This is a genomic window from Fusobacterium sp. (assembly GCF_032477075.1).
Taxonomy (GTDB): Bacteria; Fusobacteriota; Fusobacteriia; order Fusobacteriales; family Fusobacteriaceae; genus Fusobacterium_A.
Genome location: NZ_JAWDXO010000022.1, coordinates 19,777 through 41,475, shown reverse-complemented (window position 1 = coordinate 41,475; position 21,699 = coordinate 19,777). Strand labels below are relative to the sequence as shown.

At 29.1% G+C, this 21,699-nt stretch carries 17 protein-coding genes; 12 read left to right on the top strand and 5 right to left on the bottom strand.

What is annotated here, in order from left to right:
- Window positions 1-11 precede the first annotated feature (11 nt).
- On the bottom strand, window positions 12-2,072 hold the full coding sequence (locus E6771_RS10050; protein ID WP_316091185.1) for a BglG family transcription antiterminator: 2,061 nt from the start codon (window positions 2,070-2,072) through the stop codon (window positions 12-14).
- A 515-nt stretch (window positions 2,073-2,587) separates the two neighbouring features.
- Here E6771_RS10050 and abc-f point away from each other — a divergent pair.
- The 4 genes from abc-f (at window position 2,588) to E6771_RS10030 (ending at window position 6,625) form a co-directional block, all read left to right on the top strand.
- A complete protein-coding gene (gene abc-f / locus E6771_RS10045) occupies window positions 2,588-4,075 on the top strand; it encodes a ribosomal protection-like ABC-F family protein (protein ID WP_316091184.1) in 1,488 nt (495 codons plus the stop codon).
- Between the two features lie 106 nt (window positions 4,076-4,181).
- On the top strand, window positions 4,182-5,150 hold the full coding sequence (locus tag E6771_RS10040; RefSeq protein WP_316091183.1) for a type I phosphomannose isomerase catalytic subunit: 969 nt from the start codon (window positions 4,182-4,184) through the stop codon (window positions 5,148-5,150).
- A 178-nt stretch (window positions 5,151-5,328) separates the two neighbouring features.
- The gene (locus E6771_RS10035) at window positions 5,329-5,751 is read left to right on the top strand and encodes a hypothetical protein (protein ID WP_316091182.1); all 423 of its coding nucleotides are present in this window, start codon (window positions 5,329-5,331) and stop codon (window positions 5,749-5,751) included.
- A gap of 43 nt (window positions 5,752-5,794) precedes the next feature.
- Window positions 5,795-6,625, top strand: a complete 831-nt coding sequence (locus E6771_RS10030) for a TSUP family transporter (RefSeq protein WP_316091180.1) — start codon at window positions 5,795-5,797, stop codon at window positions 6,623-6,625.
- A gap of 56 nt (window positions 6,626-6,681) precedes the next feature.
- Here the strand turns inward: E6771_RS10030 and E6771_RS10025 are convergent, their stop codons facing one another.
- The gene (locus E6771_RS10025) at window positions 6,682-8,994 is read right to left on the bottom strand and encodes a patatin-like phospholipase family protein (protein ID WP_316091179.1); all 2,313 of its coding nucleotides are present in this window, start codon (window positions 8,992-8,994) and stop codon (window positions 6,682-6,684) included.
- A 243-nt stretch (window positions 8,995-9,237) separates the two neighbouring features.
- Between E6771_RS10025 and pnp the strand changes: the two genes are divergently transcribed.
- From pnp to E6771_RS09985, 8 genes are all read left to right on the top strand, one after another.
- Window positions 9,238-11,337: a polyribonucleotide nucleotidyltransferase gene (pnp, locus tag E6771_RS10020; RefSeq protein WP_316091178.1), complete on the top strand. Its 2,100-nt coding sequence runs from the start codon at window positions 9,238-9,240 to the stop codon at window positions 11,335-11,337.
- A 76-nt stretch (window positions 11,338-11,413) separates the two neighbouring features.
- Window positions 11,414-12,751, top strand: coding sequence for a 30S ribosomal protein S12 methylthiotransferase RimO (gene rimO, locus E6771_RS10015; protein WP_316091177.1), 1,338 nt, complete (start codon window positions 11,414-11,416; stop codon window positions 12,749-12,751).
- 29 nt (window positions 12,752-12,780) lie between these two features.
- Window positions 12,781-13,314, top strand: coding sequence for a CDP-diacylglycerol--glycerol-3-phosphate 3-phosphatidyltransferase (gene pgsA / locus E6771_RS10010; RefSeq protein ID WP_005981520.1), 534 nt, complete (start codon window positions 12,781-12,783; stop codon window positions 13,312-13,314).
- Window positions 13,315-13,352: 38 nt separating this feature from the next.
- Window positions 13,353-13,610 (top strand): YggT family protein, encoded by a 258-nt coding sequence (locus tag E6771_RS10005; RefSeq protein WP_316091176.1) that lies wholly within the window; start codon window positions 13,353-13,355, stop codon window positions 13,608-13,610.
- Window positions 13,611-13,683: 73 nt separating this feature from the next.
- Complete coding sequence (gene rsmH / locus E6771_RS10000; RefSeq protein ID WP_316091174.1) at window positions 13,684-14,625, top strand: 16S rRNA (cytosine(1402)-N(4))-methyltransferase RsmH; 942 nt, start codon at window positions 13,684-13,686, stop codon at window positions 14,623-14,625.
- Between the two features lie 2 nt (window positions 14,626-14,627).
- Window positions 14,628-14,888 (top strand): hypothetical protein, encoded by a 261-nt coding sequence (locus tag E6771_RS09995; RefSeq protein WP_316091173.1) that lies wholly within the window; start codon window positions 14,628-14,630, stop codon window positions 14,886-14,888.
- A 21-nt stretch (window positions 14,889-14,909) separates the two neighbouring features.
- A complete protein-coding gene (rlmD, locus tag E6771_RS09990) occupies window positions 14,910-16,265 on the top strand; it encodes a 23S rRNA (uracil(1939)-C(5))-methyltransferase RlmD (protein WP_316091172.1) in 1,356 nt (451 codons plus the stop codon).
- 218 nt (window positions 16,266-16,483) lie between these two features.
- Window positions 16,484-18,325, top strand: coding sequence for a GGDEF domain-containing protein (locus tag E6771_RS09985; RefSeq protein ID WP_316091171.1), 1,842 nt, complete (start codon window positions 16,484-16,486; stop codon window positions 18,323-18,325).
- A gap of 49 nt (window positions 18,326-18,374) precedes the next feature.
- Here E6771_RS09985 and E6771_RS09980 read toward each other — a convergent pair whose 3' ends face one another.
- The 3 genes from E6771_RS09980 to E6771_RS09970 all read right to left on the bottom strand — a co-directional run bounded on the left by E6771_RS09980 (window position 18,375) and on the right by E6771_RS09970 (window position 21,674).
- Window positions 18,375-19,574 carry an argininosuccinate synthase gene (locus E6771_RS09980; protein ID WP_316091169.1) on the bottom strand — a complete coding sequence of 400 codons (1,200 nt, stop codon included), beginning with the start codon at window positions 19,572-19,574 and terminating at the stop codon, window positions 18,375-18,377.
- Window positions 19,575-19,619: 45 nt separating this feature from the next.
- Window positions 19,620-20,354: a basic amino acid ABC transporter substrate-binding protein gene (locus E6771_RS09975; RefSeq protein ID WP_316091168.1), complete on the bottom strand. Its 735-nt coding sequence runs from the start codon at window positions 20,352-20,354 to the stop codon at window positions 19,620-19,622.
- A 438-nt stretch (window positions 20,355-20,792) separates the two neighbouring features.
- Window positions 20,793-21,674 (bottom strand): FMN-binding protein, encoded by an 882-nt coding sequence (locus E6771_RS09970; RefSeq protein ID WP_316091167.1) that lies wholly within the window; start codon window positions 21,672-21,674, stop codon window positions 20,793-20,795.
- Window positions 21,675-21,699 lie beyond the last annotated feature (25 nt).

Below are 21,699 nucleotides of genomic sequence, written 5' to 3'. Positions count from 1 at the left end.
TTTGTTTCCCCCTAATTAAATAAATTTTTAAATGTTATGTAAATTTCACTAATAGTTTGGCAATTTTCTAAGGTATTCAGAAGATTTATTTCTCTCAATATATTAATAAATTCCATTAATCCGTTGAGATGTTCTCTCTTATCTTTACTGGCAAGAGTGATGAGAAGTTTTACTTTTTCATTTTCAGGAAATTCTACAGGTTCATCTAATAGAAGAATACTTATTCCTGTTTTAGATACATTTTCATTTCCTCTGGCATGAGAAAGGATTATTCCTTCTTGTATCACCATATAGCTCCCAAATTTATTGATAAGATCTATTATTTCATCAAGATAACTTTCTGATACAATGTTTTCCCCAATGAGTTTTATTCCACTCATTTTAATTGCATCTTCCCAGCTATTTGCTTTTTTTCTTTTTTCTATTCTAGACATACTGATCATGTCAGTAAATTTTAAGAAACTTGATTTTGAAATATCATCTAATATCTCATTTTTGAAGTGTCTTTTCATATCTTTTATAAAATTTTCTTCATTGTGTATAATACCATTTCTCTTTGCAAGTTCTAAAAGTTTGGATAATTTTATTTTATTTTTAGATTGCGAAAGATGAAGTGATTCCAATCTCCTTATATCTTCTTTGCTTAATATTGGAGATACTGTTACTACTGGAAGAAGAGTACTTTCCAGATTAGTAATAGTAGTTATAATTAAATCTATATTTTCAACATTTTTATAAGTATCCAGCAAATTATATGGAATAGTATCCACAATATTTACTGAAAATTTTTCTTGAATACTTTCTGCTAAAAATTTTGATGTGCTGTACCCTGAACCGCAAACTATGAGAATATCTTTGAATACTCTTTTTTTTACTCTTTTAATAGCAAGTTGAAAATGCATTGCTATATATGCAATTTCTTCATTTGACATATTTAAACCTTGAAAATCACATTTTTTCCACGCTTCCTCTACCTGAGTCAGTATCAGAGGATAACTTTCTTTGAAATCATTGTATATTTCTGAGCTCAGCTGTATTCCAGTTTTAGCTCTGTAAATAGCAGGCTTTATATGGTTGATAAGTCCTTCAAGAAGAGTTTCATCTTTATCCAGACCAGAATATCCAAATTTACTTACTTCTTTAATCAGCTGCATTATAAAAGTTTCTATCTGCACCCAGTTTCCATAAAATGAATGATCAAAATTGAAAGTGTTGCTTCCAAGAAAATATTCAGTCAGTGTTAAAAGTTCTCCTTCTGAAAATTCAGATTCAGTAAGAGATTTTTTTACTGCCAGATATTCAGGTGTATTTGAAAGAAAGTTCATATTTTTAATTGTAATTATTTCATGGTTTGGATATCTATTAAGCAGTATAAGAATATAGAAAAATAAAACCTTAAAAGCTTCATCACTTATATTTTTATTATTTTCTTTGAGTATATTTTTTAAAAGTTTATATGCTTTATTAGTAATAATTTTATCAAAAAAGTTATCCATCTCTTTCCAAGGAATAAAAAATCCATGGTAATATGTTTTTGTTATAATTATTTCATCATTTTTGAATGTGATATCATAATTCTTTAAAAGAATATCCAATAAAAGTTTTCGAATATTTCTCTCATCTCCTGTAATAGTGAGGCATTTATTATTTTCATTAGAAAGACTTAACATAAATGTCTTTAAATATTTTTTTATACGTTTGATATCATTTTTTAAAGTTACAGAACTAACTCCTAGAAATATGCTTATATCTTCTATAGTAGTAGGTTCATTTTTGAAAAGATAAAAGTTAATAATTATTTTTTCTCTTTCATCTTGTGAAAAGCTGTAAAGATATATATTTTCATTTATTTTCTCTACTACTGTATCCAGTGTAGAAGAAAAAGTTATTATACCTTTTTTGATATTTAATTCTGGAAGTTTCAGTATATTTAAATGATAATTGCAATCATCTATTTTATATCTGAGACTTCTTTCACTGAGATCCATAATTTTAGAATTTTCTTCCAATGTGTTGATTTTGTTCTGAGTTATGTTTTTTATGAGATTTAAAATATCTCTAGTCATGGCCATATAACTTCAACCTCCCTCAATATATTCTAAGTATACTTTTCTTTCATAAGATATTCAAGTAAAATGGTTTTCACTTTTTTTGTGAAAAGAAATATATTAATGAGAATATTTTGAATTTTTAAAAAACTATATGTATGTTTTTAGTATGAATAAAGTTAAAGAAAAGATAGAAAAATTATTTGAAAGAAACTATTAAAACAGCAAATCAATCAGTCAAGATGAGAGAATGTTGACTTTTTAAAGGAAAATATGTATAATTAAGTTGAAATATAGAAAAAATGGAGGTGAAAGAATGAAGAAAATTTCTTGCTAATATTTTAAATGGTGTATCAAAAAAATGACAAACGGTATCGCCGTTGATTTTGATGTGCCTTAGCAGGAAAGTAATTCATTTTTTCTCTCATTATATAAAGGCAGAAATCTTTTTTATCAGAGTTTTTTTCTGTGATTTTATAATATGAGCTGCAAGAATTAACTTTCTTGCGGCTTTTATTAATTTCACAGGAGGGATGTGTATGTCACTTATAAATATATCTAACTTAACATTTGCTTATGATGGGAGTATAGATAACATTTTTGAAAATGTGTCTTTTCAAATAGATACAGATTGGAAATTAGGATTTACAGGAAGAAATGGAAGAGGTAAAACTACTTTTTTAAATCTTTTATTAGGAAAATATGAATATAAAGGGAATATTTCAGGTGGAGTTATATTTGAATATTTTCCATTTGAAATAAAGGATAAAACTTTAAAAACAATAGATATAGTAAATAATCTAAATCATGATTATCAGATGTGGGAGCTTGAAAGAGAGATATCACTTTTAGATGTTTCAGAAGATGTATTGTATAGAGAATTTAATACTCTATCTAATGGTGAACAGACTAAAATACTTCTTGCAGTTCTCTTTTTGAGAGAGGATAGATTTCTCCTTATAGATGAACCTACAAATCATTTGGATGCAGAAGGAAGAGAAATAGTTGCTGAATACCTCAAATCTAAGAAAGGATTTATTCTGATTTCTCATGACAGAAGGTTTTTAGATAATTGTATAGATCATATTTTATCAATAAATAAGACAAATATAGAGATACAAAAAGGGAATTTTTCATCATGGCAGGTTAATAAGGAGATGCAGGATAATTTTGAAATTGTCAGAAATTATAAGTTAAAGAAGGATATTAAAAGATTGGAACAGGCAGCTAAACGAACTTCAGAATGGTCAGATAAAAAAGAAGAAAAGAAAAGTAAGAAAAGTTATGGTGGAAGAGCCCCAGCAATGATAGATAAAGGATTTGTAGGGACTAAGGCTGCTAAAATGATGAAAAAATCAAAAAATCTTGAAGCAAGGCAAAATTCTGCCTTAGAAGAAAAGACAAAACTTCTTAAAAATATAGAACTTTCAGAGTCTTTAAAAATAAAACCTGAAGAATACCATTCAAAGAGAATGATAACTTTAGATAAAGTTTCTATTTTTTATGGAGAAAAAGAAGTATGTAAAGATGTGAGTTTTACTATAGAAAAAGGTGACAGGATTGCTTTGAGAGGAAAAAATGGTTCAGGAAAATCAACTATATTAAAATTGATACTGGGAGAAGAAGTGACTTATACTGGGAATTTTTTTAAAGGAAGCAGAATAAAAATGTCTTATGTTTCACAGGAAACAAATTTTCTTAAAGGAAAACTTTCAGATTTTGCTAAAAATAGTGGTATAGATGAGAGTTTATTCAGAGCAATATTGAGAAAAATGGATTTTTCAAGGGAGCAGTTTGACAAAGATTTAAGTTCATACAGCGGCGGGCAGAAAAAGAAAGTTCTTATAGCAAAAAGTTTATGTGAGAGAGCACATCTCTATGTATGGGATGAACCATTAAACTTTATAGATGTTCTCTCAAGAATACAGATAGAGGAACTTATTTTAGAATTTCAGCCTACTATAATTTTTGTAGAACATGATATGGTATTTTCTGAAACTATTGCAAATAAAATAGTAAATTTATAATAAAGATAGAAAATTTCAATTTTTTTTGAAAAAAAATATACATAGAAAAAATTTAAAATAAATTGTACACTTATAATTGAAAAAATATAAGGCAGGAGGAATACAAATGTATCCATTAAAGTTTAAAAAGAATCTTGTAAAAAAAGTATGGGGTGGAAGAAAGTTTAAAGAGGTTTTAAATATGGAACTTCCAGATAATGATTTATATGGTGAATCTTGGGAAGTAAGTTCTCATAAGGGAGGACTTTCATATGTTGATAATGGAGAGTTTCAAGGAAAATCTTTGATAGAGCTTATAGAAAAATATGGAAAAGATATATTAGGAGAAGAGATAATGGAAAAATTTAAAGGTAAATTTCCTCTTCTTATAAAATATCTGGACATTAATGACAGACTTTCAGTTCAGGTGCATCCAAGTGATGAGTATGCTTTAAGAGTAGAGGGTGAATTTGGGAAAAGCGAAAGCTGGTATATTATGGAAGCAAGTGACAATGCTACTCTTATACTTGGAATCAAAGATGGAATTACAAAAGAGATATTTAAAGAAAAAGTAGAATCAAAGGAATTTGATGGACTTTTCAATACAGTAAAAGTAAAAAAAGGGGACTTTATAAACTTATCTCCAGGAGTTGTTCATGCAACTATGGAGGGATCTATACTGATATGTGAAATACAGCAGAATTCAGATACTACTTACAGAATATATGATTTTGATAGATTAGTAGATGGAAAACTTAGAGAGCTTCACATAGATAAGGCTCTTGATGTAATAGATTTTGAGGGAGATGTAGAAATAACTACTGATAAAAACAGAAAAAGGATATTTTTAGCAGGAGCAGAAAAAGAGGAACTAATAAGAGGAAAATATTTCAATATAGATAAATATCTTATTAATGGGGAATTTAAAGATGAAATAAATAAAAATTTTAAAGCTTACTCTATATTAGATGGTAAAGGCAAAATTATATGCGAAGGAAAGGAATATTACGTTGAAAAAGGAGATACATATTTTATTCCAGCAGGATTAGAATTAAAAATAACAGGCAAAGTGGAAATTCTTAAATCTTTTATATAAATTTAAGAACTAAGGATGATTCAATTATTTTATAAAATAATTGAATCATCCTTTTATTTTGAAGGAAATTTTAAAAGTGTATGGTATACAATTTCGTTATTAATATTTTACTAAAAATATATTGAATAAAAGTCTGCTTATGTTTATAATATAAGAAAAGTACAACAAGGAGTTACCTATGAAAACAACAAAATATATTATTGGCTTGGTAATAGTGGCAGCTTTAGGTGGATGTACTACTGTTGGAGTTTCTCCTGGAATAGGGATAGGCTGGGGAAGTGGAGGAAGAGTAGGAGCAGGGATATCTTTGAATACTTGGATGAAACCTGATGGAGATTGGGGTTCTGACAGTAAATATAGAGATTTTTATATTAAAAATTATAAATATCTTGTAAAAAGATATGATAAACTTAGCGCCCAAGAAAATCCAAATATTGAAGAAGTCAAGGAATTGAAAATAAAAATGTTGGCTTTAAGGCAGCAAGTGAACACACAATGGAATGAAATCGAGAAAAGAAAAGATTTTATCAGAAACTTTAATCAAGATATAGATTTTTATATTGATAGTGTAGAAAGCTATGAAATAAGAAAAATATGGTAATAATATTAAATGTAAAATAGAAAATTAAATTTGGGGTGAAGCAATGTTTGGTTTAATGGAAGGAATGGATTTATCAGGATTTATTTTTTTAGGAGTAGCTTGTTTTTTTGCAGCTTTCATTGATGCAATAGCAGGTGGAGGAGGACTTATAAGTCTGCCAGCCTTTCTGGCATCTGGGCTTCCAGCTCATGTGGCACTTGGGACAAATAAGGTTGCAGCATGCTGTTCTACAATAGCCAGCAGTGCTAAATTTGCTCAATCAGGAAAAATTAACTGGGAGCTGATGAAAAAATTAGCAGCATTTTCATTTATTGGGGCAGTACTTGGAGTAAAAACAGTAGTAATGATAGATTCAAAATATCTCTATCCAATAGCTATAGTTCTTCTTATTATGGTTTTGATATACACACTTCGTAATAAAAATCTTGGAGAAGAAAACAGATTTGAGGGATTAAATGGAGAAAATATTAAGTGGGGAATAATCATGGCTTTTGCTTTGGGATTCTATGATGGTTTTTTTGGACCAGGAACTGGATCTTTTCTTATATTTGCTATGATTAGAATATTTAAGATAGATTTTACCAATGCCAGTGGAAATGCAAAAATATTAAATCTGTCCAGTAATGTAGCAAGTGTTATAATGTTTGTATCTATGGGAAAAGTTGCATATATCTATTCTTTTTCTATGGCAGCTATAATGGTAGTTGGAGCAATAATTGGGGCTAAAATGGCAGTAACAAAGGGAACAAAATTTATAAAACCAATGTTTCTCATAGTAACAACAGTGGTACTTTCAAAAATGATTGCTGAATCTATATTTGGAATAGATGTAGGAGCAGGGATAAAAAATATAATGACAATGTTTATAAAATAGTTAGATAAATTAAAACATGGATTTACTTGCTTTTCAAGCAAATCCATGTTTTTTTATTAAAATATATATCCTATACTGAATTGAGAGATAACATCTCCTTTTTTATTATCTTTAGATATTGAAAAATCAATAGGTCCAAACAAAGTTTCATAAGTTAAAGAGAGAGCAAAACCTTGGTGATAATCTTCCCAAAGAAGAGTTTTATTTTTATCCATAGCATCACTTTTTTCTTTAGCTTCTCTGTAGGTACCAATATTCCAATTAGTACCTAAATAGAGATTTGGAGATATTTCATAGTCTAATCCCAGTTTTCCTATAAGAAACTGATCAACAAGTTTTTGATGCACTTCGTAACCATAAAATGCGAATTCCTTATTTTGGATATTATTTTTAGTACCACCAAGTTTTATATACTGATCAAGTAGGATATTATCTCCAGAAATAACCCCACCATATAATCCATAAGAAAAGTTAAATTTTTTATTTATTGGAACATAGCCATCAAATTGATAAAGAGGTCCATAAAAATTTGATTTAGAAGATCCAAATGTTCCGCCCCATACATAGTTTAATTCACCTTTTACTCCAGAAGTAGGACGTCTTCTTCCATCAAGCCTATCCAAAGACAGTTTAAAAAAGGCTTCACTGTAATTTTTAGAATATTCAAACTGCTCTGTCCAATTGAATCCAGTTTCCTGTTCAAGTTTTGAGTAATTTATAGCTATACCATAAGAAGCTAGAAGTTGATTATCATACTGGGTAAGGACTCCAGTTTCAAATCTTAAAGCTTTGTTGGTATAATCTGCTATTTTTTTGGTACCATCATATAAATAAAGTGGGGATTCTTTATAACTTGCATTAGCAAAAATTCCAATTTTATTGGAAACTCCATAATAGAAGAAATTGTGAGTTGATAATCCAAGATAATCTCCAAATTGTGCATCTATTGTACTGCTGCTTCCAAGTTTTTTTGCATTTGACAGTTCAGTTCCAATATTAAAAGTAGTTCCATAACCAGTAGCATAACTTGCACCTATTCCAAAAACATTTGCAGGATTTATATCAGCATCAAGAACTAAAGTTGTTCCTTCAAACTCATAATAAATTTTATTAATGAAATCTACACCATATAATTTTAACATTATATCTTCCATTTCTTCAGCAGTCAGTGGTTTATTTTTATATTTTTCTAAAAGATTATTTACTATCTCCTGCTTATCATATGAAAATTTATTTGAATAGAGAATGTTTTCAATAATGATATTATTAACAGCAGGAGGGTCTTTAACAATTTTTTCTTTTTTAGGAAGCTTTTTCAAATCTTCTATTTTTTCTTGTGCAGCCTTAAGTCCAAGACTTATAAATTCCTTTCCCCTCTTCATATCAGTAGCATTATATGATTGAATATCAGGTGAAATAAGAATAGTTGCCATTTCTCTCTGCTGCTGAGTAGAAGAGGCACTTTGAATTGTTACCAGCTGATTCATAACACTAAGAATATTATAGTCTTTATTGTCTTTTACTTCATTTCCAACATCACTGGCAATAACTATATCAGCTCCCATGGCAATAACATCTTCTACAGGAAGATTTCTTGTAATCAAACCATCTACATAAAGATTACCATCTATTTCTACAGGATCAAGAATAGTTGGAATAGCAACACTTGCAGTTATTGCTCTAGCTAAATCACCACGAGAAAGAGCTACAGCTTTACCAGAATTTAAATCAGTTGCTACAATTCTTAGAGGAATAGGTAATTTATCAAAATTATTTATATCCTCTACATTGGCAAGTAATCTTTTTAATCTTAAATATATCATTTCTGTACTTCCAAAACCTTTTGGAAGAGAAAGATTAAATTCCTTATCATATCTTACAGAAGCAGCATATTTATGACTGTTTAATTTTTTTTCAAGAGGAACTTTTTTACTGTCAAGTTCTCCATTTATATATCCATTCCAATTTATATCTATTAAAATATCTTCTATTTGTGAAGGAGTATATCCAGCAGAGTAAAGAGCAGCAACTACAGCTCCCATACTTGTACCTGTAATATAATCAATTTTAATATTTTGTTCTTCAAGTATTTTAAGAACTCCAACATGAGCAAGACCTTTTGCTCCACCACCACTTAATGCAAGTCCAATTTTAACTTCAGATTTATTCTTTTTTAGTTTAACTGCTTTTGTTTTTTCTAGAGTTTGTATCTTTTCTTCTAAAAGTTTTATTTGTGCTTTTAATTTATCTATTTCAATATCTTCTTCAAAAGTGATATTATTATTTATTGATTGTAAATTTGAAAAACTTTTAGAAGGTATTAATGTTATGAAAAGTATAGTAAAAATGAGAAGAAACTTTCTCTTCATGAAATCCTCCTAGTGTAATGTTTTAATATATAATCTATATTATATCAATTTTTCATAATAAATAAAATAAGAAATATCTTAAATTTGATTTTTAGTGGTAAAAATGTTATAATTACTAGAAAACTAAAACTTAAAAGATTGTAAGTAGTAAGAGGTAAAAGGTGAACAGCATTTCTGCTTTTACTCCTTATTATTTACTTTTTAAGTTTCAAAGATGATAAAAGAAAATAATAGGAGGAATTTATGTTTGATGAAAAAAAAGTTGAATTAGAACTAGCTGGGAGAACGCTAAGTTTTTCAACTGGAAAAATAGCAAGACAATCTTGTGGAGCTGTAATGGTTCAATATGGTGAAACTGTATTGCTAAGTACTGTAAACCGTAGTAAAGAACCAAGAAAAGGGGCTGATTTTTTTCCTTTAACAGTTGATTATATTGAAAAATTTTATGCTGCTGGAAAATTTCCAGGAGGATTTAATAAAAGAGAAGGAAGACCTTCAACAAATGCAACATTGACAGCAAGACTTGTAGATAGACCTATAAGACCAATGTTTCCAGAAGGATTTAATCATGATGTACACATTGTAAATACTGTATTTTCATATGATGAAAAAAATACACCTGATTATTTAGGAATAATAGGATCTTCAATGGCACTTATGCTTTCAGATCTTCCATTTTTAGGACCAGTAGCAGGTGTTGTAGTGGGATATAAAAATGGAGAATTTATTTTAAATCCAACTCCAGAAGAGCTAGAAACAAGTGAACTGGAATTGTCAGTAGCAGGATCAAAAGATGCTGTAAATATGGTTGAAGCAGGAGCTAAAGAGTTAGATGAAGAAACTATGCTTGCTGCAATAATGTTTGCTCATGAGAATATCAAAAAAATATGCGCTTTTCAGGAAGAATTTGCAAAAGCTATTGGGAAAGAAAAAATAGATTTTGTTAAAAAAGAAGTCTTACCATTGGTAAAAGATTTTATAGATGGAAAAGGAATGGAAAAACTAAAATCTGCTGTTCTTACTTTAGGTAAAAAAGCGAGAGAAGAAGCAGTTGATTCATTAGAGGAAGAATTAATGGAAGCATTTATTCTTGCAAATTATGAAGGTGTTGAAGAAGAGGAGATTCCAGAGGAAGTGATTGGAGAATTTAAAGGATACTATCACGATCTTATGAAAAAATTAGTGAGAGAGGCTATTCTTTATAATAAACATAGAGTAGATGGAAGAAAAACAACTGAAATAAGACCATTATTTGCTGAGACAGAAGTTCTTCCTATTCCCCATGGATCAGCAATGTTTACAAGAGGAGAAACTCAAGCTATTGTTGTAACAACTCTGGGAACTAAAGAAGATGAACAATTAGTTGATGACTTAGAAAAAGAATATTTTAAAAAGTTCTATCTTCATTATAACTTTCCTCCATATTCAGTAGGAGAAACTGGAAGAATGGGTTCACCTGGAAGAAGAGAATTAGGACATGGATCTCTTGCTGAAAGAGCTCTTAGTTATGTAATTCCATCTGAAGAAGATTTTCCTTATACTATAAGAGTAGTATCTGAAATAACTGAATCAAATGGGTCATCTTCTCAGGCGTCTATCTGTGGAGGGTCACTTTCACTTATGGCAGCAGGAGTACCTATTAAAGAACATGTAGCTGGTATAGCTATGGGACTTATTAAAGAAGGAGAAGAATTTACTGTATTAACAGATATAATGGGACTTGAAGACCATCTGGGAGATATGGATTTCAAAGTAGCAGGGACTAAAAAAGGTATAACTGCTCTTCAAATGGATATTAAAATAACAGGAATAACAGAGGAAATAATGAGAATAGCTTTAAAACAAGCTTTAGATGCTAGAAATGAAATATTAATTGTAATGAATAATGCTATTTCTAAACCAGCAGATCTTAGACCTAATGTACCTAGAATTCATCAAATGAAGATAGCTACAGATAAAATAGCTGCATTAATAGGACCTGGTGGAAAAAATATAAAGGGAATTATAGAAAAAACAGGGGCAACTATTGATATCAGTGATGATGGTAGCGTTTCTATCTTCTCTAAGGATGAAGAAGTATTAAAAGAAACTATTACTCTAGTAAATTCTTTTGTAAAAGATGTAGAAGTAGGAGAAATATATAATGGAAGGGTAGTTAATATTGCTAAATTTGGAGCATTTATGGAAATACTTCCTGGAAAAGAAGGACTTCTTCATGTTTCTGAAATTTCAAATGAAAGAGTAGCAAATGTAGAAGACGTATTGAAAGTTGGAGATAGATTTGATGTAAAAGTTATTTCAACTGAAAATGGAAAAATTAGTTTAAGTAAAAAGAAAATTTAGTTCTTTATACAAAGAGAACACAGATGTTTTTCTGTGTTTTCTTTAGTATGAGGTTATTTTATAGATGAGGTGAAGAATGAAATTTGCTTTAATTAGCTTGGGATGCAGCAAAAATCTTGTAGATAGTGAGAATTTTATTGGGATATTAGTAAACAAAAGAGGATTTGAAGTAACTAGTGAATTGGGGGAAGCAGATATTATAATAGTTAATACCTGTGGATTTATTGGAGATGCAAAAAAGGAATCAATTGAAACTATCCTAGAAGTTAGTGATTTAAAAATAAATGGAAATTTGAAAAAAATAATAGTAACTGGATGCCTGGCACAAAGATATGCAGGGGAAATACTAAAAGAGCTCCCAGAAGTTGATGCAGTAATTGGAACTGGTGAAATTGATAAGATAGAAAAAGTGATAGAAGAAGTACTGGCAGATAAAAGAGTTGTAGAAAGTTCAAAAATGGATTTTTTAGCAGATTCTGAGACTGACAGAGTTTTAACTACAGCTTCTCATACAGCTTATTTAAAAATAGCAGAAGGCTGTGATAGAAAATGCACTTACTGTATAATTCCGCAATTAAGAGGAAACTTGAGAAGCAGAACTATCGAAGATATACTTAAAGAAGCAAATAAACTTGTAGCTTCAGGAGTGAGAGAACTTAATCTTTTAGCTCAGGAAACTACTGAGTATGGAATAGATTTATATAAAGAGAAGTCTTTGGCAAGATTGATGAAAGAATTAGTAAAAATAGATGGTTTAAAATGGCTTAGAACTTATTATATGTTTCCAGATTCTCTTACTGATGAACTTATAGATGTTATGAAGACAGAGGAAAAAATATGTAAATATTTTGATATCCCTGTTCAGCATATATCGGATAATATACTTCAGCAGATGGGGAGAGCTAAATCTGGAGACCATATTAAAGGAATACTTAATAGAATAAGAAAAGAAATACCAGATGCAGTGATAAGAACAGCAGTTATAGTTGGTTTTCCAGGTGAAACTGAGGAAAATTTTGAAGAACTTAAAGCTTTTATTGAAGAATATAAATTTGATTATGTTGGAGTTTTTAAATATTCAAGAGAAGAAGATACAAAGGCTTATGATATGGAAAATCAAGTTCCAGAGGAAATAAAAGAAAAAAGATGGGTAGAAATAACAAATCTTCAAAGCAAAATTGCTGAAAATAAAAACAGGAATATGTTAGGAAAGGTTGTAGAAGTAATGATAGATGGAGTTTCTTCTGAAAGTGAATATTTATTGGAAGGAAGAACAAAAGGTCAAGCTCTTGAGATAGATGGCAAAGTGCTTACAAATGATGGAACAGCAAAACCTGGAGAAATAGTCAAAGTTAAGTTAGAACAAAATTTTGATTATGATTTTATAGGACCAATAGTTGAAAATGAGCAGTAAATAATAAATTCTATGGAGGATATCAAATTATGAACTTACCTAATAAGTTAACTTTTATAAGATTAGTATTGGCTGTGCCTTTCATATATTTTCTTCAGGAATCAAACGCTGAAGGTTTTGTATATAGAATGATAGCTTTTGCGTTGTTTGTAGTAGCTTCATTGACAGATTTTTTTGATGGGTATTTAGCTAGAAAGTATAATTTAGTAACTGACTTTGGTAAACTTATGGATCCATTGGCAGATAAGATACTAGTCATCTCCGCTCTGGTGCTTTTTGTTGAACTGAGATACATTCCAGCTTGGATGTCAATAATAGTAATAGCAAGAGAATTTCTTATAAGTGGAATAAGAATGCTTGCTGCTGCTAAAGGTGAGGTTATTCCAGCAGGAAAACTTGGAAAATATAAGACAACAAGTCAGATGATAGTTATTCTAATAATGATTGTAGTAGGAAATCAATGGTATAATTTTTATCTTATGCTTATACCAATAATTTTGACTTTATGGTCTGGATGGGAATATACATCAAAAGCTAAACATTATTTTATGAATTCAAAATAAAATAATTTTTAATAACTTAAGAAAAGGAGCGTTTATTTATGTATATGTTCATTAGAATTTTTGATTTATTAATAACAGTTATAAATACCCTTATATTAATAAGAGTAATACTTTCGTGGATTTCTCCTAATTCGTCAAATGGATTTACAGAACTGGTTTATAATCTGACTGAACCTATTTTAAAACCATTTAGAGTATTGCTGCCAATGGGAAATTTTAGACTGGATATAGCACCTATAATAGCATATATCTTTTTTGGAATAGTGAGAAAAGTAGTTTTTATGATACTGCTTTAATTAAATAGGGAAGCTGGCAGAGCTTCTCTATTTTTATAATTTTAAAAATAGTAAAACAGGAGTTGATTATAGAGTGGAAGAAATTATAAGTGAATATCATATACCTGTATTATATAGAGAAAGTATTGATAATCTTGTTGTAAATAAAAATGGTATTTATCTTGATTGTACTTTGGGAGGAGGAGGTCACTCTGAAGGAATATTGAAAGAGCTTTCTGAAAAAGGAAGACTAATCTCTATAGATCAAGATCAGCAGGCAATAGATTTTGCTAAAAAAAGACTAGAAAAATATGGAAATAAATGGCAGGTTTTTAAAAATAACTTTGAAAATCTGGATACAGTTATATATATGGCAGGGTATGATAAAATAGATGGAATACTCATGGATATAGGTGTTTCCTCTACACAGCTAGATGATCCAGAAAGAGGCTTCTCTTATAGATATGATACAAAACTGGATATGAGAATGAATCAGAATAATTCTTTATCTGCCTATGAAGTAGTTAATGAATACAGTGAAGAAGCTCTTATGAAAATATTATTTGAATATGGAGAAGAGAGAAATTCAAGAAGAATAGCAAAATTTATCTGTGAAGCAAGAGAGATAAAGAAAATAGAAACTACAGGAGAACTTGTAGCTATAATAAAAAGAGCTTATCCAGAAAGAGCAGCAAAGCACCCTGCTAAAAAAACATTTCAAGCTATCAGAATAGAGGTAAACAGAGAACTTGAAGTATTAGAAAAAGCTATAGATAAGGCTGTAGATTCTTTAAAAATAGGAGGAAGATTAGGAATAATAACTTTCCATTCCCTTGAAGACAGACTTGTAAAAACTAAATTTAAAGATTTAGCAACTGCTTGTAAATGTCCACCAGGACTTCCTATATGTGTCTGTGGAGGCAAAGCTAAAGTCAAATTAATAACTAAGAAACCTATTATTCCAGAGGGAAATGAAGTAGAATTTAATAATAGGGCTCACTCTTCAAAATTGAGAGTAGTTGAAAGGATAGGATAAAAGTGAGAAAGACTTTTTTTAGTGTACTTATTATTATAGTCATAGTATGGCTTATACATGGAATGTTTCTGATAAAAATATCAAAACTAGAAATGGCTATAAATACTGATAGAAAAATCTTGGAAACAGTAGAGAAAGATCTGGACAAAAAAATTATAGAGTATGATTCTAAAGTGGACTTGGAAAAGATAGGAAAAGAAATGAGAACTAAGAACAAGATGGAAATATCTAACAGCATAAAATTTTTCCAAATTGAAGAATAAAAATGTTGTTTTGGAGGAAAAATGGTAAAAAAGTTTGAAATAATTGAACTTAAAGTAGATAAAATAGTTAATGGAGGAGAAGGATTAGGATACTATAATGATTTTGCAGTATTTGTTCCTATGTCTGTTCCTGGAGATATATTAAATGTAAAAATAATTTCTGTGAAAAAAACTTATGCTAGAGGGTTAATCGAAGAAATAATTACAGCAGGAGAAGAAAGAATAAAAGATACAAATAAAATATCTTTTGAGGATTTTCAAGGCTGTGATTTTGGAATGCTAAAATATGATGCCCAATTGAAATATAAAAAACTCATGGTTGAAGATGTTCTTAAAAAAATAGGTAAAATAGAAAATATATCAGTAGCAGATGTAATTGGAAGTGAAGATCCATATCATTATAGAAATAAAATAATAGAACCATTCAGAATATCAAAAGGAGAAATCATAAGTGGATTTTTTAAGAGAAAATCTCATGATATTTTTGAAGTAGAGGAAAATATACTTAATTCAAAGCTTGGAAATAAAATAATAAAAGAGCTGAAAAGTATATTAAACAGAGAAAAAGTTTCCGTATATGATGAGAATGAACATAAAGGAATACTAAGAAATGTAATGGTAAGAACAAACTCTAAAAATGAAGCTATGTTAGTACTTATTATAAATACAGTAAAGATTGAAAAAAGATACAAAGATATACTTATGGAACTTAAAAATAAAATAGATGAAATAAAGTCTATTTATATTTCTTTAAATCCAAAAAGAACTAATGTTGCTTTAGGTGAAAAAAATATATTTATATGGGGAGAAAAAACTATAACAGAAGAGATTGATGGAATAAGTTTTAACATCTCACCACTTTCTTTTTTCCAAATAAATCTCCCTCAAACTAGGAAATTATATAATACAGCAGTAAATTATTTTAAAGATATTGAAAATAAAAATATAGTAGATGCTTATTCTGGAACTGGAACTCTTGCAATGATACTTTCTAAAAAAGCTAAAAAAGTATTTGCAATAGAATTAGTTCAGTCAGCAACTAATGATGGAATAAAAACAGCTAAAGAAAATGGGATAAGTAATATAGAATTTATAAATGGAGCTGTAGAAGATAAACTGCCTGAACTCATAAAAAAAGGAGAAAAGATAGATGCAATTATCTTTGACCCACCTAGAAAGGGAATAGAAGAAAGCAGTTTGCTGAAAGTAGCAGAGAGCAATATAAAAGAGATAGTATATATTTCCTGTAATCCATCTACTTTTGCCAGAGATGCTGAGATACTAAGCAGACAGGGGTATACTCTTGAAAAAGTACAGCCTGTGGATATGTTTCCAGGGACAGCCCATACAGAGATAGTGGGGAGATTTATTAAATAAAATACAAAAAGTTTAAGAGAACGAAGGTAGATAAAAAGAATAAAAACTGCCTTCTTTTTTTATTTCAAAAATTATGTATTAAAAATAAAAAAGCATTGAAAAAATTGGGGTTAAATAGTATTATTATAGTAAGAAGAATATATTTCAAAATTAAAGAGGGTTATTTTAAAATGTCATTAATAAAATAAGGGGTAAAGATGGTAAAAAATAAAAAATTTATGAGATCTATTTTTTTCATTTTATTAGGAGCAGTATGTCTGGTATCAATAAACTCTATTATGCAAATTCAAAAATATGGACATTGGATTAATTACCTTGGAATAGTAAGAGGAGCATCTCAAAGAATATTTAAATTAGAGAGTAATCATAAAGGAAATGATGAACTGTTAAAATATATTGATGATATTTTATATGATCTTTCAACAGGAAAAGGAAAATATGGACTTCCTTATATAGAGAAAGACAGTGTTTATACAGAAAACTTGAAAAATTTAAATATAAAATGGGAATTAATAAAAAATGATATCTATGATGTAAGAAAAGGAAGAGATACTTCAAAACTTTTAAAAGCAAGTGAAGATTTTTTTGAACTTGCAAATAATACAGTTTTTTCTGGAGAAAAATATACAAGAAAGCAAACAACTTATCTCACATTATTGATAATACTTCTATCTGTATCTTCTTTAATTACATGGCTGAGTATTTTTATAATGCATACTAAAAATCAGGCTTTTTTAGAAAAAGTGAATGAAAAACTTAAGGATATTGTGTATAAAGATGAATTGACAGGAGATGGAAATTTAAAAAAATTTAAGTTAGATGCAGAAGTTTTAATAAAAGAAAATCCAGAAATTAAATTTGCAATTTTTTATCTAGATTTTGAAAATTTTAAATATTGTAATGATGTTTTGGGATATAAATTTGGGGATTATATATTGAAAGAGTACAATGGTCTATTAAAAGAAGATATGGGAAAAAAAGAAACATTTGGAAGAGTTTCTGCTGATAGATTTGTTGTTTTAAGAAGATACAATGATAAAGCTGAACTTATAGAACGTCAAAAATATATAGATGAAAAACTTAAAAAAATTGTTGAAAAAAGTAATGAACGTTATAATGCGGCTATATATTATGGTATATGCTGTCTTGAAGATATAAATGAAGAAATGAAAATAGCTGAATTAATAGATAAAGCTAACTTTGCTCAAAAAACAATAAAAGGACAAGTGGTTAATTATGCTTTTTATAATGAAAGCATAAGAAACAAAATGAGAGAAGAAAATTATATAAGAGATAATGTTTTGAAAGCAATAGAAAATGAAGAATTTATAGTGTATTTTCAACCTAAAGTAGAATTGAAAGAAAATAAAATAAGAAATGTAGAAGCCTTGGTAAGATGGAAAGATTCTTTTGGAAAATTAATATCACCAGGACTTTTTATTCCGATTCTTGAAAAAGATTTACTAATAAGTGTTTTAGATCAATATGTCTTTGAAAAAACATGTCAATGGCTGGAAAAACAAATGAAGGAACATAAAAGAGTACTTTCAGTTTCAGTTAATGTATCTAAGATGCAGTTTTATAGTTTGGATTTTATAGAAGTATACAGTAAAATAAAAAAGAAATATACAATTCCAGATAATATAGTAATAATTGAGTTTACTGAATCAGCTATCTTTAATGATATAAAAAGAGTGAAAGAAACAATAGATAAACTCCATATGAATGGTTTCTTATGTTCAATAGATGATTTTGGAAATGGATATTCTTCTTTGAACGCATTGAAAGATATGAAAGTAGATAGCCTTAAAATAGATTCTTTATTTTTCAATGAAAGTGAAAATAATAAAAGAGAAAAAATCATTATAAAAGGAATAATAAATTTAGCTAAAGACCTTAACATGAAAACAGTAGCTGAAGGAATAGAAAAACAGGAACAGGTAGATTTTTTGAGAGAAATAGAATGTGATTTGATACAGGGATATATATTTTATAAGCCTATGCCTATTGAAGAATTTGAAGAGTTAGAAAATATAAACTGGATAGCATATAAAGAATAGTAAAAGAGAATAAGTAGAATGATTTTTTACCTATCCTCTTTTTTATAGATTATTTATTTCTTAAAAGAGACTCTATTTTGATAGGAAGTCCAAAAAGATTGATAAATCCTTCAGCATCCTTTTGATTATATACAGTATCTTCATCAAATGTAGAGAATTCTTCAGAGTATAGAGAATATTTAGAATCCATACCATTTAACAGGATATTTCCTTTATAAAGCTTAAGATTTACAGTTCCTGTTATGAATTCCTGAGTTTCCTCTACAAAAGCTGATAAAGCTTTTCTATATCTAGTGAACCATTGACCATTATATATCAATTTAGCCATATCATTAGAGAGTTTCAATTTTGCCTGAAGTGATTCTCTGTCCATACATAATCTTTCAAGCTCTTCATGGGCAAAATAAAGTATAGTTCCACCAGGAGTTTCATATACTCCACGAGATTTCATTCCAACAAGACGATTTTCAACAAGATCTATTACCCCTACTCCATGTTTTGCTCCTATTTCATTTAGAGTATTGATAATTTCAAGAGCAGATAGAGTTTTTCCATTAAGTTTAATAGGAACACCTTTCTCAAAATCTATTGATATATATTCAGGGGAGTCACTTGTTTTCTCTAAAGGGAGAACCCATTGTAATACATGATTATAGTCAGGGGCATTGTGAGGACTTTCAAGTTCAAGGCCTTCATGGCTTATATGAAATAGATTTTCATCTCTGCTGTAAGAAGTATTTTCTTTAAATGGAAGTTCTATTCCATGAGATTTCAAATATTCAATTTCCTGTTTACGAGATTTGATATCCCAGATACGCCAAGGAGCAATAACTTTCATATTTGGAGCAAGAGCTTTAATCCCCAACTCAAATCTCACTTGATCATTACCTTTTCCAGTAGCTCCATGAACTATATAAGAAGCACCTTCCTGCTGAGCAATTTCCACAAGAGCTTTAGCTATTACAGGTCTGGCTATAGATGTTCCCAATAGATATGTTCCTTCATATTTAGCACCTGATTTAAGCATAGGAATTATGAAGTCATTAACTAATTCCTCTTTTTTATCAGCAGCATAGAATTTTGAAGCCCCTATCTGTAAAGCTTTTTTTTCAACAGCTGCAAAGTCATCCTTTTGTCCTACATCTACTGCTACAGCTATTACATCAAAATCATAATTTTCTTTTAACCATGGAATGATAACAGAAGTATCTAATCCTCCTGAATACGCTAAAACAACCTTTTCTTTCATTTTAATGCCTCCCTTAAGTTTTAAATAATCTATTTTTGAATCTTTTTATTTATCTCCAAAATATTTTTGAATAAGTTTGTTATAAGTACCATTTTCATTAAGAACTTTAAGAGCCTTATCTATTTCCTCAGCAAGAGCTTTGTTATCTTTTCCAACAGCTATTGCATATTCCTCTTTAGCTACATCTGTATTGATAAGTCCAAGTTCAGTATTTTGTTTAGCATAATTTTTAGCTGGTTCAGAATCTAAAACTACTGCATCTACTTTTTTTGCTTTAAGAGCCATTATAGCTTCAGCTGCTCCATTATATCTTTGAACTTTAACTCCTTCTATTGCACTTACAGCAATATCTCCAGTATATCCAAGGATAACTCCTACATTGTATCCAGCAAGCTTATCAAAAGATTCAACAACAGGATTTTCTTTATTGATTAAAATCATTTGATTAGATGTATAATAAGTTTCTGAGAAGTTAACGAATTTTTTTCTTTCTTCAGTAGCTGTCATTCCAGCTATAATAACATCTAGTTTTTTAGCTTGGAGAGCTGGCAGCAGTCCATCAAAAGCAATGTTTTTCCATTCAATCTTCTTTCCTGTTAACTTTGCAATTTCCTCCATAAGCTCTACATCAAACCCTACAATTTTTCCATTTTCAAGATACTCAAATGGCTGAAATTCAGCATTAGTACCTACATAAAGAACTTTACCTTCCTTAGCAAAACTTACACTTCCAACAACTCCCATAAATAATAACATAACTGCACAAAATAATTTTTTCATAAATTTTTCCTCCTTTAATTTTTAATATATTTATAATAGTTAATATATTTTTGTATAAAAAAAAACAGACCAGCAAATTTTTTAATGCTGATCTGTTAATATCTTATAAATATAAAATACACAGTGATATGGCTGATGTTTCATTGAATAGAAATATAGCCCATACCTTTAGTTATAAGTTGAATTTTATTAATCTTCAAAATATTTTCAGGAAATAAACCATTACCTATGCTTCAAAAAAACATCTTTTTTAGAATAAGCCATAATGTTATCAGATTCATTAAAAAAGATAGAATATGCACTTGTAGTATATTTCCTGTTCCTCAATTTTAATACCTTTAACATGATGACCCTCCTTTTTATTTTTAATAAGCTAATGATATCACAACATATTTTTGAAGTCAATCTTTTTTTTAAAATATTTTTGAAAATTTATTTTTATTTAATTACTTTATCTTTTTTCATTTCAGTTTGAAGCTTTTCTGCAAGTTTCAAGTAGTTGTCCCATGCAGTATTACGAGTAGTAAATCCAGATTTTTTATAATCTCCAGTTTCTTCAGTAGCAGGAAGTCCTGTAAGATCAAGCATATTTTGAGTAGCTACAACTTTATCATTAAGTTCATCCATTTGAATATTAAATCCAATACGAGAATCTTCATCAAAATCTACACTTTCATATTTTGATTGTCTGTAATATTGTTTTTGTCTAGGAAGCTTGATATCTTCTTGAGAATCTGCAAATATTTCATCATATCTGCAAGAGATAATTTTTCCATCTTCAACAACAACCTTTAATCTTCCAGTAATACCTTTTCCAAGATCTTCAGCTATGCTGTAAAATTTAGCTTTAGAAGGCTTTTCTGTTTGTGGTGCAAGTTCAGCAGCTAATGGAACCATAGATTGCTGAATACTGTTAGAAGCCCCAGCTACTGTATCAAAATCCCCTGTTAATCTTTGTTCATCTACCATTTGTTTTTCAGTTTTTAAAACCCCTTGTATCCAAGCAGCTCCTTTAGCTTCTCCCATTTTGAAGTTATATGAAGACATACGCTTTGATACATTTTGAAAGTAACGATTGTAATAATTAGGTCTAGTCATTTCATTAAATTCAACTAAAACAATCTTTCCATCTTTTTTTACAACTTCTAAAGTTCCAAGATGTCCTTGACGGAATCTTTTTTCATTTTTGTAATAATCTCCTTTAATGATACCCAGTTGAGGCTGAACACTCCACTCTAAAACTGGTTTTTCTTTTTTTGCTGTTTCTGCAAAACTGACACAACTGATTATAAGAGCAGCAGCAATAATAATTTTTTTCATAAATATCCCCCTTGTTAAAGTTTTG

Excerpts from the sequence above, each read along its gene's own strand:
- E6771_RS09985 (WP_316091171.1), top strand. The coding sequence starts at position 16,484 with ATGAGATCTATTTTTTTCATTTTATTAGGAGCAGTATGTCTGGTATCA.
- pnp (WP_316091178.1), top strand. The coding sequence starts at position 9,238 with ATGTTTGATGAAAAAAAAGTTGAATTAGAACTAGCTGGGAGAACGCTA.
- E6771_RS09970 (WP_316091167.1), bottom strand. The coding sequence starts at position 21,674 with ATGAAAAAAATTATTATTGCTGCTGCTCTTATAATCAGTTGTGTCAGT.
- E6771_RS10005 (WP_316091176.1), top strand. The coding sequence starts at position 13,353 with ATGTATATGTTCATTAGAATTTTTGATTTATTAATAACAGTTATAAAT.
- E6771_RS10035 (WP_316091182.1), top strand. The coding sequence starts at position 5,329 with ATGAAAACAACAAAATATATTATTGGCTTGGTAATAGTGGCAGCTTTA.
- E6771_RS10025 (WP_316091179.1), bottom strand. The coding sequence starts at position 8,994 with ATGAAGAGAAAGTTTCTTCTCATTTTTACTATACTTTTCATAACATTA.
- rimO (WP_316091177.1), top strand. The coding sequence starts at position 11,414 with ATGAAATTTGCTTTAATTAGCTTGGGATGCAGCAAAAATCTTGTAGAT.
- rlmD (WP_316091172.1), top strand. The coding sequence starts at position 14,910 with ATGGTAAAAAAGTTTGAAATAATTGAACTTAAAGTAGATAAAATAGTT.
- E6771_RS10030 (WP_316091180.1), top strand. The coding sequence starts at position 5,795 with ATGTTTGGTTTAATGGAAGGAATGGATTTATCAGGATTTATTTTTTTA.
- E6771_RS09980 (WP_316091169.1), bottom strand. The coding sequence starts at position 19,574 with ATGAAAGAAAAGGTTGTTTTAGCGTATTCAGGAGGATTAGATACTTCT.
- E6771_RS10040 (WP_316091183.1), top strand. The coding sequence starts at position 4,182 with ATGTATCCATTAAAGTTTAAAAAGAATCTTGTAAAAAAAGTATGGGGT.
- E6771_RS09975 (WP_316091168.1), bottom strand. The coding sequence starts at position 20,354 with ATGAAAAAATTATTTTGTGCAGTTATGTTATTATTTATGGGAGTTGTT.
- abc-f (WP_316091184.1), top strand. The coding sequence starts at position 2,588 with ATGTCACTTATAAATATATCTAACTTAACATTTGCTTATGATGGGAGT.
- pgsA (WP_005981520.1), top strand. The coding sequence starts at position 12,781 with ATGAACTTACCTAATAAGTTAACTTTTATAAGATTAGTATTGGCTGTG.
- E6771_RS10050 (WP_316091185.1), bottom strand. The coding sequence starts at position 2,072 with ATGGCCATGACTAGAGATATTTTAAATCTCATAAAAAACATAACTCAG.